Source organism: Geomesophilobacter sediminis (assembly GCF_016458275.1).
Lineage (GTDB): Bacteria > Desulfobacterota > Desulfuromonadia > Geobacterales > Geobacteraceae > Geomesophilobacter > Geomesophilobacter sediminis.
The window spans coordinates 208741-221669 of record NZ_JAEMHM010000009.1 but is presented as its reverse complement, the minus strand read 5'-3'; the positions used below and the strand labels follow the sequence as shown (position 1 = coordinate 221669).

The window sequence follows — 12929 nt, the reverse complement described above, 5'->3', positions numbered from 1 at the left end:
ACCACATGCACGGGAGGGAAGTAATGATTCATGGTTTGAAGAAGCTGGGGGGGGCATTGGCCCTGGTCCTCCTCATCTCCGGCACCGCGCTGGCGAAGAGCAACTGCATTTCCTGCCACGAGAAGGTAACCCCGAACATCGTCAAGGATTTCCTGGCGGGGGAGATGGGGAAAAGCGGCAGCGTTGACTGCTCCAGCTGCCACGGCACCGCGCACCAGAGCGCGGCCGACGTGGAAAAAGTGGCCATGCCGACGGAGCAGACCTGCAAGCAGTGTCACACCAAGCAGCACGACCAGTACGCCTCCGGCAAGCACGCCGCCGCCTGGGTGGCGATGGACGCCATGCCGACCAACCGGATCCAGCCCCACGCCTACATCCAGGGGATGAAAGGGTGCGGCGGCTGCCACAAAGTCGGGGTCCGCGACGAGAAGTCCCGCGCCGATGCCCAGTACGGCACCCCCTGCAACTCCTGCCACACCCGCCACCGGTTCAGCAAGGCGGAGGCGAAGAAGCCGCAGGCCTGCATGACCTGCCACATGGGCTTTGACCACCCGCAGTGGGAAATGTGGTCCAACTCCAAGCACGGCGCCATCTACCAGATGGAAGGCGACACCGGCCGCGCGCCGACCTGCCAGACCTGCCACATGGGGGACGGCGACCACAATGTGATGACCTCCTGGGGCTTCCTCGCCCTGAGGCTCCCGGAAGACGACGCCCAGTGGATGGGGTACCGCGTGACCATCCTGAAGGGACTCGGGGTTCTCGACCCGGCCGGCAAGCCAACCGCGCGTCTCGACCTGGTCAAGGCGGGCAAGGTGGCGCGTCTTTCCAAGGAAGAGTGGCAGGCTTCGCGCGACAAGATGATCAGCATCTGCGCCAAGTGCCACAGCACCAATTACGCGAAGACCCAGCTGGGCAACGCCGACCAGATGATCAAGGAGGCCGACAAGCTGATGGCCGAGGCGATCACCATCGTGGCCGGCCTCTACGAGAAGGGGATTCTCAAGCCGCAGAAGGGGCAGCCGGCCTATCCGGACCTCCTCACCTTCTACGATTCCCGGACCCCGATCGAGCAGACCCTCTACGTGATGTTCCTGGAGCACCGCATGCGTGCCTTCCAGGGGGCGTTCCACATGAACCCCGACTACGTCACCTGGTACGGCCTGGCCGAGCTGCAGAAGGACCTGGTGGAAATCAGGACCGAAGCCGCCAACCTGACCCGCGAAAGCGGCCACAAGAAGTAGAGGTACCGGGGGTGCCGGCGGTAGGGCACCAACGGGCAGGAAACGAAAGAGCCCCCGGAACGATCCGGGGGCTCTTTTATATTTGGAATTATTCCTGAGAAGAGGGGCCGGCCTTGATCCCCCCCATTAGCAACGGGGGGGCGGGGGGGATTTGCCTTTCCCAAGATCAGGAAGACCCATCCCCTGGGCCGCTACCGCCCCGTTTTCGGGGTGGTTTTTATGATCTGCCGGATCTCTTCCTGCTGACTGCCGGAGAGCTGCTCGAATTCCACGCCGATGCCGGGCACCAGGCGGCTGGTCCCGCCCCATTCCACGGTCCGGCAGACCCGGGCCTGGATCGGCGCCGGATCGGAAAGATCCTTGACCACGAACCAGGCGGCATCGCCCAGGGCGTACCGCTCGATGGTATGGATGAAGGCCCCCGATTCGGAGAGGTTTACCGTGAAGGTTTTGGTCGCCCCGGCTTCGGCGTAGGCGTTTTTTCCGGACAGAAGCACGTTGAGGCAGACCGGAACCCGCTCGTGCCGGCGCATGGACCGCGGGGGGAAGATCGCGCACCGCCCATTGATGAACGACGCCAGTTCCGCTTCGGGATCGCTGGCCGACGCCTGACCGGGGAGCCCGAGGCTCATCTGCCGGTTTCTCTTGTCCCAGGAGAGTTTCAGCGTCGGATAGATCGAGAAGAAGTCGTTGGCAATCAGCTTCTCTTCCTGTCCGCTTCGCAGCAGCGTCAGGATGTCGACGACGATCCCGGTGAACTTCTCTTCCATCGCCCGCCTGAGCCCGTCTTTGAACGAAAAGACCACGTCATAAGGCACACTGAAACGAGATACTGCCAGTCCGTAACCCTCCTTCGCCTCCTCTACGTCCGACACGATAAGTATCCGGGTCTGTGCCACGCTCTCTCCTTCCTGATCAAAAATCCAAAGAAATTTCCGACTTTTCGGTCGTGAAACTGCATTCATTGCTTCCACTATCGGTACGTCGACGGAAACCTTTAGGAAACTTCATCTTTTTTTGGAGGCAGGGGAAAGGGTTGTCGGCCTGCGAGTTGTGGATTCACCGGGTATCGGCCGCCTTAGCCGCCGGAAGAGGGTGAGGGCGCCTGGAGAGGCGGAGGGGCGTAGGCCGCCAGGAAGGCGTCTACGGCGCGTGCCGTGCAGCCGCTGATCTCGGCCGGGGTGATCGCGCCGGGAAGCTGGAAAAGAAAGCGGTCCAAAAGCTCCGACTCCAAAAGCGCGACCAGATGCCGGGTGGCAACGGTCGGGTCGGCCTGCCGGAGCTTTCCTTCCCGCATCGACTCCCCCAAAAACTGGGCGATCAGGCTCTGGCTCCGGAGCACCCCCCGCTCGTACACCAGCCGTCCGATATCCGAATGCCGGGCCTGGGCAATGGCCAGGTGGCGGGCCGCCTGGACTTCCGGCGAATACAGAAGATCGAGAAACCTCTCCCCGAAGTTGCGCAGCATCGCACCCAGGTCCCCGGCCGAGGCGTCGATGAAGCTGAGCACCGCCTCAAATTCCGCCTCCGTCGACTGCAGCATCACTTCGGTGAAAAGCTCCTCCTTCGACGAAAAGTAGTTGTATATGGTCGCCTTGGACCCTCCCACCCGGGCACAGATTTCCGCCATCGAACTCCGCTCGAACCCCACCGAACGGAATACCTGCGCCGCCGTGTCGATGATCGCCTGCCGTTTGGCCTCGGTCTTCAGTTTCATCGCGCGTCTTCTCCCCCCCCTCACCAAGATCGAAATTCCGGTTGCATTCTACATGAAGATGTTGTAGCTTGTCTACATCAAAACCGTACAGTACGGTACAGTTATAAGAAGGAAGGTCGAACTCATGCACCATCCGATTCTCCCGTTGGTTCCCAAGTCCCTGGGCGCCGCCCTTATGGCCGCCTCCCTCGGCTGCACGTGGCGCGTGCCTTCGTCAAGGTGGCGGGCTCGGCGCTATTGCCCCGGGTCGACCTCAATGCCGCGGTCGCTACCAGATCTTAAGTTACGACTACGTGACCTGTGCGCCATGACTACCAGAGTTCATCGGACCAGGGATCACCTCGAATCCGAAACGGATTGAGACCAGGCAGGGGGGGGCGCCATGGCGCGCAGGAAGGAGCCGGAAAAACCGGCCAATCACGAGCGGTGGCTGGTCTCGTACGGCGACCTGCTGACGCTGCTTTTTGCCGTCTTTGTGACGCTGTACGCCATGTCCCAGGCGGATCTGAAAAAGACGGAGGAGGTCTCGGCCTCGATGCGGAGATCCTTCGGTTTGATGGACAGCAAAGGGGCGGCACCCCGGCTGGCGGTAATCGATGTGGGGCGCTCGGGGGTGATCCCGGAAATGACCGTAACGCCGCCCCCGGTGCGGTCACCGTCCCGGATGCCGGCAACGGGGAGGCTCAAGGCAGGACCAGAGGAGTTCCGGGCCATGAAGGCTTCGCTGGACGCCTATCTGATCAGATCCCGGAACCAGGGCAAGGTGGCGGTTGCCTTGTCGGAGCGGGGGCTGGTAATCACCCTGAAAGAGGCGGGAATCTTCGAATCCGGGCGTGCCGAATTGACTCCGGAATCGGCGGAACTGGTCGGGACGGTCGCGGAGCTGTTGAACAAGGTTTCCAACCGGTGCCGCGTCGAGGGGCATACCGACAACCAGCCGATCCACAACAGCCGTTTCAGTTCCAACTGGGACCTTTCCACGGCGCGGGCCACCTGGCTGGTCAAGCTGCTCACCGGCCGCTACGATATCGAAGCGGCCCGGATTTCGGCAACCGGTTACGGGGAGTTTCAACCGGCCGCCAGTAACGACACGGAAGACGGGCGGGCGCGTAACCGGCGGGTGGACGTGGTGCTGCTCTCCTCGGAAAGCGAGGCTGCCGAGGCGCGGTCACAGGTGAGATAGAAGCCGTTCAACGTTCGACGTTGGGTTCGCGGTCGGGTTGGGTAGTTAGGGACGGGGATGCTCTGCATATAGAAAAAGGGACCTGCAGCCATTTTTGCGGCAGTGGTCCCTTTTTTTATTCCGGGGAAGCACTTCTGGGGGAGAAGTTGCCGGCGGGCATCCAGTGGGAGCGCCTTTCCAGGCGGGAAGCTTCTGTTTGATCACTCAGGAAAGGCTTCCACAGGGATACCGTCCGGTTTCCTATCGTTCGTGGCGGCCGTGGCCGTGGTGCTCGCCTCGGTCGTGCCCCCGGTGTTCGCCGCGTTCCCAGCCGTTGTGGCGGTGGCGGCGCGGATGGTGCCTCTCGTCCCTCTCCAGGTATACGCGGCGGCCCCTCTCGACATAGTAGGGACGTCCAGACGACACGTAGATGTGGACTCCCGGAGGGGCGGGGAGATATCCGTTGATGTTGACGTTGACCTCGGCGCGGGAAACGGCCGGTGCAAGGGTGATGGTCGCAGCGGCAATAGCAGCCAGGGTAAGCGTGGAAAAAAGTTTCATCAGAGGGCTCCTTGGGTGTTGGTCTTAAAATGTGGGTTTACGGCCGGTCGGCCTTCTTGGCCTTGGCCCGCGTTTTTGCGTGGCGCACCGCCCGGTCGAAGTTGATCCAGACGTCGGGGGGAGAGCCGGGGGGCGGCGTTAACGGTTCATCGGCCATCAGTGCGGCCAGGCGGGCAGGAAGATCCTGCTTGGAAATGGGTTTGACAGATGACATCGCATACCTCCTTGAAACAAGAAAACGAAACGCAGGCGGATCTGCCCCGGGTGCCTTGGGTGGAGCATTTTCCGCTTCTGACAGAGTAAACGCCTGAGCTGGCAAAAGGTTTACCGGGGGGGAGGGCGGGGCGGTCGTCGGATGGGGAGAGGGCGCAGGGGACTGGCTCCGCCAGCTGCCTGTCCCCCTCCGCCCACCGTCTTTCCGCGTGGGGACGGGAGGGGCACCCTGCGCCGGTTCGATGGACAGGAATATTTTCGACGGCAGACAAAAAAAGCCCCCGGCGCACTGCCGGGGGCTTTTTTTATCCGTTTTACTGCTACTCCCGGTGGTCCCGGGGTCAGGCGAGCCGGAACTTGTGCACCATCGCCTGGAGTTGTTCCGCCTGGACGGCGAGCTGGTCCGCCGCGATTGCGGTCTCGCTCGCCCCCCGTGCCGTTTCGATGGCGACTCCGTTGGCGCGTTGCACGTTGCTGCTGATCTCCCCGGTGGTTGCGGTCTGCTCCGCGGCAGCGGTCGCAATCTGGTTGATCTGCATGGAAAGTTCGTTGATCTGCTGCTGGATCTGCTCCAGTGCCTGCCCCGATTTCTCCGAGCTGGCGGCTCCCTTGCCAACCTCGGTAACGCCCTCTTCCATGGCCACTACCGCGGTACTGGTCTCCTTCTGGATTCCCTGGATCATGGTGGAGATCTCGCGGGTCGCCTTGGTGGTCCGTTCCGCAAGGGCGCGGACCTCGTCGGCAACTACGGCAAACCCTCTCCCCTGTTCGCCCGCCCGCGCCGCCTCGATGGCGGCATTCAAGGCGAGCAGGTTGGTCTGGTCGGCAATGTCCTCGATGGTCGACACGATCTCGCCGATCTGCTCGGAGCGCATGCCGAGCCCTTCCACGGTCTGGGCCGACTGCTGGACCCGGTCGGTGATCCGGGCCATCCCCTCGATGGTCTCCTGGACCACGCTGCTCCCGGTCACCGCGGAGCTGATGGTCCGCTGGGAATTTTCCGCGGCCAGGTGGCAGTTGGAGGCGATGTCGTTACTGGTCGCCGCCATCTCCTCGGTCGCGACCGCAACGGTGCCGAACTCGGAAACCATCTCCTCCGCGCCCCCGGCGATCTGGGCCGCCGTCGCCTGCATCTGCCGCGATGCCGCGGCCACGGAACGGGAGGCGTCCGCGACCTCGGCGAGGATCCCGCGCATGTTGTGCACCACCTTGCGGGACGAGGCCGCCAGGGCGGCCATCTCGTCGTTCCCCTCCAGGGTCGGGTTCACCGTCAGGTCGCCATCGGCGAGGCGCCCGTTGATCTCCACCAACTCGGCAACCGGTCGGGTGATGCTCTTGGTGGCCAGGTATCCGAAGATCGCTCCCATCAGCGCGGCGAGGGCGGAGAAAACGATGCTGAGGTTGCGCGTGGATTTGTAGGCCTGTTCCACATCCTGCCTTTCCTGCTGCAGCCCCTTGCTCTCCAGCTCGATCATCTTCTTGATCGCGCTTATGTATTGCCGCTGGCTGTCCCGGTACGCCCCCATCAGCAACTGCCCGGCCTCTTGCTTTTGGTTCTCCTCGATATGGCCGATGACCTGCTTTTGGAGCGTCTTGTACGGCCCCCGGATCGCGTCGATCTCTTCAAGCAGCTTTTTTTCCTCAAGGCTGGTGGCCGTCTGCTTCAACTTCTCGAAGCACTGGAGCGAGTCCTTGCTGGTCAAGGGGATACGGTCCAATTCCTGGCGGGATTGCGCAGGGTCTTCCAGGATCACCGAATTGCGCAGCGCGCGGGCAATGATGTTGATGTTTTCGTTCACCTCGTTGAGCAGTACGGTCTTGGGGTACTGGTCGTCGGTGATGATTTTCACTTTGCTGTTGATGAGTGCCAGCCGGCTGACGGTGAAGATCGAGAGCAGCATGATGAGACAGATGATTCCGGCGAAACTTGCGCCGAGCCGAGAGCCGATTTTCATGGTGGGTACCTCCGGGTAGATAGGGGACGGTTGCGACGGACGCCGCCAAATCACGGGTCGCGAAGCTATCCTTATCTCTTCGGAGCTATGGGGCGTGAGCTTAAGTCATTTATTTCAAAACGGTATTTCGATGTCTTGCCTGAGGCGTCAGCTTCAATTGGCGGAGTTTCGTCGTGCCTAAGTACGCGAATTAGAGCGACGGGGAAGGCTGTCGGGACCCAGAGAAGGAAGCTACCGAGGCACCATGTCAACCAGCCAGGTATTCGGACCGCGGCGGTTCAAAACGATTTTTACGCGCTCCGCCCAACCCCAAGGACACGACGACCTCAGTGCCTCGATAGCCGGCTCAAACCTTCAACCGAGGTAGCGACCACCGTTGACGTTGACGGTCTGGCCGGTAAGGAAGCCGTTGCCCGCCAGAAGGAGGGCGACTGCGGCGATCTCCTCCGGCGTCCCGAAGCGGCCGACCGGAAGGGACTCCGGCTTCAGCTGGGGGAGCGCCGCGGACATATCGGTCGCAATGGGGCCAGGAGCGATGGCGTTGACGGTGATCCCCTCCTTGGCGAGGTAGGCGGCGTAGTAATGGGTGAGGCCGATGATGCCCGCCTTGGAGGCCGCGTAGTGCGGGCCGACCACCCCTCCCATCTGGGCGGCGACCGAGGAGATGTTGATGATCCTCCCCCACCTTGCCCGGCGCAGGTCCGGGAGCACCGCCTGGGTGACCAGGAACGCCCCCTTCAGGTTCACCGCCAGGGTTGCGTCCCATTCCTGCTCCGAGATCGTGTCGATCGATGCGATGTGCCCGATGCCGGCGTTGTTCACCAGGATGCCGATGGGACCCAAGCCTTGCCTGACTTCCTCCACCATCCGGGTGACCTCGGCGGCGACGGCAACGTCCCCTTTAACCGCAAGGGCACGCCGGCCCCGGTTCCTGATCTCGCCGCAGACCTCCTCCGCCATCCGGTCATTGTTTTGGTAATTCAACGCGACGTCCGCCCCGGCCTCGGCCAGCGCCAGCGCGATTGCTTTCCCGATGCCTCGGCTTCCGCCGGTTACCAGGGCGACCTTTCCTGCCAGTTCCGTTTGCATGTTCTCCTCCTTGATGATCCCCATGAGTGCGGGCGGTTCATGATGTGAGGCACGCATAGGATACCAGATCTGAGGTTTTACCAGCAGGTCCGGTATCGTTCATTTTTTTGCTCAAAAGGGGAGGCAAATCGTGTATGGTGTAGCTCCCCGGGCGGGGCTGGTCGCGGTTCGGGAATAGAGGCTTGCGGAGGCTTGTTTGCTATGAAGAGAAATGCAATGGGGTGGGTGATGCTGTTGACGGCGGGCCTGCTCGCGTTGGTCGCCGGATGCGGCAGCCCGGATAACAGCAGCGACGGTCTGGACCGCCGCTTTATCACATCGGCGACGTATCTCTACGAAAATGTCCCCTCCGATACCGGCAGCGATGCGGTCCGGATGTATTTCATTCCCAGCTACAGCAGCACGATTGCCTCGACCGACATCGACCGGATCAACATATCCAACGACGGGTCGGGTGCGACATGGAACATACCCGCCACGGCGATAGACCCCAGTGCCTTTGGTACTGGAACCGTTAGCTTGCCCCTGATAAACAGTGCCAACCCGCACGCGTTCCCGGTCGGCGGGACCTGGACCGTGCGGATGAGGCTGAAAAACGGAGAGGTTTCGGCACTTTGGGGGCCGTTCCACGAGCCGGGCACGTTGAATGCTGCCACTCATCGCTACCTGTACGCTGCCGAAGACTGGACCCCTCCCACGGCAAACCAATCGGATTACGTCCCCCTGCTGGGGAGATTTCCCACCACCGGGGTTTCTTTCACCTACTCCACCGACACCAGCGGGACCGGGACGATTACCAGCAGCGGTTTTGCGGCAGCCAATGCTGCTTTCCTGGCGGCTCAGCCTACCGCCTACAACTTCTACTGTCTGCTCTACGATGCCAACGGAGCGTACCTGGGGGTGTCGTCCCTCCAGTACAAAAAAGCCGACCACACCAGTACCGGACTCTTGGGAACCGACGGAGAAATCAGCTTTGCCGCTGCCATGACCTCCAATGCCAGCCTGGACCTTTCCACCGTCAAGCTGCTAAGGATCGTCTACCTGGATGGAGCGCAATTCCAGGCAATCAACCCGGGCGCCTACCAGATGGTCTCCTATTCGAACCTGGTGCAGGTGCAATAGCTTTTAAAAGTACCTGCCGAGTCCGACGATGAATTCGAAGGCGCTCCCGTCCAGGTCCCGAAGCTGGGGCCCGACCAGGTTGGTGGGGAGGGCGCTTCCGTTGAGCGTGGCGGAGCTGATCGGGTAGGAGACGTAATAGTATCTGATGCCGAAGACGAAGGACCAGTCTTCGTGGATGGTTTCCCATTCGGCCGAGACGTGGGCGCCGAGCGCGGGTTTGTAGTCGATCACCTCGTGCGGCAGCCCCAGCTTGGTCAGATCCGAGTCGAGCTTGCCGCCGAGAAAGAGCCCCGGGCCGGCGCCCAGTTTGACCTGTCCCACCGAGGCGACCGGTATCTTGTATTTCGCCGCCACCAGCACCGGGTACCTGGTGAAGGTGGCGTTGGCGTTCGAGGACTGCTGGTCGCCGTGGCTTTGCTTGTATTCCGCCCCCACCTCCACGTCCCACTTCGAGGTAAGTCCGTAGCCCAAGGTAAACCGCCCCCCCAAGCCCCCCCCGCCGCTCAGCTTGATCTGGGTTCCGTCCGTGGTCGTGATCAGTCGGGAGTCGTTGATCCCCTCGCCGGCCACCAGCGCACCTTCCACCCGGAACCTTCCGGCCGTGTCGATCGGATCCGCCCAGCAACGCGCCGCGGAACCCACAAGGCCGAACAGGGCCAAACCGAAAATGGCGAGCCTGTGCTTGTTCGCCCTTGAGTACATTCACCCTCCGTTTCTCAACCCGCTGCTCAGATGAAAACAAACCGATAAGACTGCTACTATTTTTCCCGGTGTACTGTCAACAGAAAGTAGTCACCGGGGCGGCTGCAGTCTCCCCTTTTTTGCGCCCTGCGTTACACTAGGGTGGTTCGCGATGCCAACCCGCTACCCAACAAAGGTGGATGCCATGCCGGACCGGAGACCGAGGAAGTGGAGACCGCTCGTTTTCGCGTTGGCCGCCGTCGCCATGTCGGCCGTGGTGCTGGTCCTCGCGCACAACTGCTACAGCACCTTCACCGCCTCCAACGAAATCCCCCCCGAAGCTACCCCCCAATTCGCCTTGATGGCCGAAGCCTGGAACACCATCCGCAGCGTGTACGTGGACCGCAAGGCGCTGAACCCCGAAACCATGGCGCACGGGGCGATCAGCGGCATGGTCGACGCCCTCGGGGACAGCGGCCACAGCACCTTTCTGACCAAGGAGATGATCGAGGAAGAGAAGGAATTCACCACCGGGCAGTACAAGGGAGTGGGGCTGGAGCTGCGCATGGAAAAGGGGCACGCGGTTATCGTGGCTCCCCTGGACGGCTCCCCCGCCCAGAGGGCCGGCATACGTTCCGGCGGGGTCATCACCAAGGTGGACGGGAAGAGCCTGATCGGGCTCAACGTGGTCCAGATCGTCAAGATGATCCTCGGCCCGGAGGGCACCCGGGTCCGGCTCACCGTCTTCGATCCCAAAAGCAACAGCACGCAGGAGTTCACCCTCACCCGCGCCGCGATCCGGATCAACAACGTGCGCTGGCATCAGCTTCCCGGGACCTCCCTGGCGCATCTGCGGATCGCCGCGGTCAGCAACGGCGTCACCAAGGCGCTCGGGGAGGCCCTGGAGCAGATCCGGCAGCAGCAGATGACCGGGATCGTCCTCGACCTGAGGGACGACCCGGGCGGGGTGCTCGACGAGGCGATCGGCTGCACCAGCCTCTTCGTAACCCAGGGCGATGCGCTCCTGGTGAAGGATGCGGCGGGGCAGGTCCGGCGGGTGCCGGTACGCCGGGCACCCCACGCCACCCGGCTGCCGGTGGTGGTCCTGGTGAACGAAGGAACCGGAAGCGCCGCTGAGATCATGGCGGGCGCCATTCAGGATGCCGGCAGAGGAAAGCTCGTGGGGGAAAAGACCTTCGGAACCGGGACGGTGCTGCAGCCTTTCGAACTCTCCGACGGGTCGGCGCTCCTTTTGGCGGTCGAGGAGTGGCTCACCCCGAAAGGGCACTCCATCTGGCACAAGGGGATCGCCCCCGATGTGGAGGTGGTCCTTCCGGAAACGGTCCCCCCGCTGCTCCCCGACGAAGAGGGGGATCTCACGGCGGCCCAGCTTAAGGCCAGTAAAGACACCCAGCTTGTTACCGGCATCCGCCTCCTGGCCGGTGGAAATAGGTAGTTCGGCTTCTTTGGAAACGAAAACGGGTTCCTTAACCGCGAAAGCGAGGCGACGGAGGCAGGCGCAACCGGAGCTTAGCTTTCCCATTTTTCGAGAGGAGGGATTATAATGAATCTGAAACCCAACACAGAGGTGAGCGCTATGGTCTCCATCGAACTCAACAAAGCAGATGCCTCCACGCTTCAAGAAATCCTCGAATCTGCGCTCGACGACCTGAAGACGGAACGGGTGCGGACGGAAAACCGGGAGTTCCATGCCCATCTGGCGGAACGGGAAAGGCTGCTCGGCAATGTCATCAGGAAACTGGAGCTCGTTGAGGAAGTGTGATTTACGCCTAGCAAGCCACACGGCTGATCTGCGGCCAAGCCGCTACCTTCGACCCTTTGGGGAGGTGCGAGCCTGGCCCTTTTTTTATCCGGAGGAAACGATATGAAAGAAAAAACTGCTCAAGACCGGGCGGCCGGGGCCGTAATGGGCGCCTTCATCGGCGATGCCCTCGGGGTGGGGCCGCACTGGTATTACGATCTGGAAGAGATGCGCCGCGACCATGGTCCGTGGATCAGCGGCTATACCGAACCCAAGCCGGGGCGTTATCACGAGGGGCTGAAAGCGGGGGATCTCTCGCAAGCCGGGATCATCCTCCGAATGCTCGTCGAGTCGCTCATCGGCTGCGGCAGGTACGACGAGGAGGATTTCTGCCGCCGGCTCGATGAGGAGCTGCTCCCTTTGCTGGACGGCACCCCGGTGCACGGCCCGGGGGGATACACCAGCCAGTCGATCCGCGAGCTTTGGCGGCAAAGGGTGCAGCAGAAGCTTCCTTGGGAACGGACCGGCGGCTATGCCGATACCACCGAGGCGATCGAGCGCACCCTGGCTCTGGCGGTGCGCTATGCCTTCGATCCCGCGCAGCTGGCGATTTCCGTCACCAACAACACCGTCCTGACCCAGATCGACAACGTCGTCGTGTCGATGACGGTAGCCTACTGCGCGGTGCTCGGGCTGCTGGTGCAGGGGCAACCGCTGGACGACAAGCTCTCGGGAAAACTCATGGAACTCGTCAAAAGCGGTGCGCTCCCGTTTCACGCGGTCACCGCGGCGGATTTGAAGCCCCCGCGCGCCGGGGACCTCGACCCGCCCCGGGCCGGCAAATTTGCCTCGCCCGATGCCCTGCTCACCCCGTCGTACATGGCGGCGGCTGCGGCGGACCCCGAAATCCGGATCGAGCCGGCCTGGAAGGTATCCATCGTCTATGGCATGCCCTGCGCGGTCTACCACATGCTTCCCGCTGCCTACTACCTCGCGGCACGGTTTAGGGACGACTTCGAGTCGGCGGTGCTGCACGCGGTCAACGGCGGCGGGCAGAACCAGGCCCGCGCGATCCTGGTCGGAGCCCTGGTCGGCGCCCAGGTCGGGCTGGCCGGGATTCCGGAGCGTTTCGTGGAGGGGCTGACCGAGGGGGTGGCCTTGCGCCGGCTGGCAACGCAGCTTGCCGCACCGGTGGGAGTGCCCGAGTAGTTTGGGGCGCGAGAGTGGCCGGCCCGACGGACGCTGCACGCTCGCGCCCCACGCGGCGCCCCACGCGGCGCCGGACCGGCTGCCGGATCGGGACGGTGAGGTGTCTGCCTGCCGGGCCCCAACGGGCGGCCGGGTAACGTTCGGAATATTAACGCCGTTCTAACACTTAAATACTTGATGTCCGGCCGAAAAAAGGATAAACACTGGCACATTT

General features: G+C 62.6%; 13 protein-coding genes. 6 read left to right on the top strand and 7 right to left on the bottom strand.

Annotated features, from left to right (window positions below):
• Positions 1 to 23: 23 nt before the first annotated feature.
• On the top strand, positions 24 to 1244 hold the full coding sequence (locus JFN93_RS12590; RefSeq protein WP_199384438.1) for a multiheme c-type cytochrome: 1221 nt from the start codon (positions 24 to 26) through the stop codon (positions 1242 to 1244).
• Between the two features lie 191 nt (positions 1245 to 1435).
• On the opposite strand, the gene JFN93_RS25940 is transcribed toward JFN93_RS12590, so the two are convergent.
• On the bottom strand, positions 1436 to 2143 hold the full coding sequence (locus tag JFN93_RS25940) for a PilZ domain-containing protein (protein WP_199384437.1): 708 nt from the start codon (positions 2141 to 2143) through the stop codon (positions 1436 to 1438).
• A gap of 179 nt (positions 2144 to 2322) precedes the next feature.
• Positions 2323 to 2961 (bottom strand): TetR/AcrR family transcriptional regulator, encoded by a 639-nt coding sequence (locus tag JFN93_RS12580; protein ID WP_199384436.1) that lies wholly within the window; start codon positions 2959 to 2961, stop codon positions 2323 to 2325.
• A gap of 382 nt (positions 2962 to 3343) precedes the next feature.
• On the opposite strand from JFN93_RS12580, the gene JFN93_RS12575 reads away from it, so the two are divergent.
• The gene (locus JFN93_RS12575; protein ID WP_199384435.1) at positions 3344 to 4144 is read left to right on the top strand and encodes a flagellar motor protein MotB; all 801 of its coding nucleotides are present in this window, start codon (positions 3344 to 3346) and stop codon (positions 4142 to 4144) included.
• 240 nt (positions 4145 to 4384) lie between these two features.
• Here the strand turns inward: JFN93_RS12575 and JFN93_RS12570 are convergent, their stop codons facing one another.
• From JFN93_RS12570 to JFN93_RS12555, 4 genes are all read right to left on the bottom strand, one after another.
• Positions 4385 to 4684 (bottom strand): hypothetical protein, encoded by a 300-nt coding sequence (locus tag JFN93_RS12570; protein ID WP_199384434.1) that lies wholly within the window; start codon positions 4682 to 4684, stop codon positions 4385 to 4387.
• 37 nt (positions 4685 to 4721) lie between these two features.
• The gene (locus JFN93_RS12565) at positions 4722 to 4898 is read right to left on the bottom strand and encodes a hypothetical protein (protein ID WP_199384433.1); all 177 of its coding nucleotides are present in this window, start codon (positions 4896 to 4898) and stop codon (positions 4722 to 4724) included.
• Positions 4899 to 5238: 340 nt separating this feature from the next.
• Positions 5239 to 6852, bottom strand: coding sequence for a methyl-accepting chemotaxis protein (locus JFN93_RS12560; RefSeq protein ID WP_199384432.1), 1614 nt, complete (start codon positions 6850 to 6852; stop codon positions 5239 to 5241).
• Between the two features lie 354 nt (positions 6853 to 7206).
• On the bottom strand, positions 7207 to 7941 hold the full coding sequence (locus tag JFN93_RS12555; protein WP_199384431.1) for a 3-oxoacyl-ACP reductase family protein: 735 nt from the start codon (positions 7939 to 7941) through the stop codon (positions 7207 to 7209).
• Positions 7942 to 8142: 201 nt separating this feature from the next.
• On the opposite strand from JFN93_RS12555, the gene JFN93_RS12550 reads away from it, so the two are divergent.
• Positions 8143 to 9063, top strand: coding sequence for a hypothetical protein (locus JFN93_RS12550; RefSeq protein WP_199384430.1), 921 nt, complete (start codon positions 8143 to 8145; stop codon positions 9061 to 9063).
• Between the two features lie 3 nt (positions 9064 to 9066).
• On the opposite strand, the gene JFN93_RS12545 is transcribed toward JFN93_RS12550, so the two are convergent.
• Positions 9067 to 9765, bottom strand: coding sequence for an outer membrane beta-barrel protein (locus tag JFN93_RS12545; protein WP_199384429.1), 699 nt, complete (start codon positions 9763 to 9765; stop codon positions 9067 to 9069).
• 184 nt (positions 9766 to 9949) lie between these two features.
• Here JFN93_RS12545 and JFN93_RS12540 point away from each other — a divergent pair, with 184 nt between their 5' ends.
• From JFN93_RS12540 to JFN93_RS12530, 3 genes are all read left to right on the top strand, one after another.
• Entirely contained in the window at positions 9950 to 11200 is a 1251-nt protein-coding gene (locus JFN93_RS12540; RefSeq protein ID WP_199384428.1) for a S41 family peptidase, read from the top strand.
• A gap of 108 nt (positions 11201 to 11308) precedes the next feature.
• Complete coding sequence (locus JFN93_RS12535; protein WP_199384427.1) at positions 11309 to 11527, top strand: hypothetical protein; 219 nt, start codon at positions 11309 to 11311, stop codon at positions 11525 to 11527.
• A 102-nt stretch (positions 11528 to 11629) separates the two neighbouring features.
• Positions 11630 to 12715, top strand: a complete 1086-nt coding sequence (locus tag JFN93_RS12530; protein ID WP_199384426.1) for an ADP-ribosylglycohydrolase family protein — start codon at positions 11630 to 11632, stop codon at positions 12713 to 12715.
• Positions 12716 to 12929 lie beyond the last annotated feature (214 nt).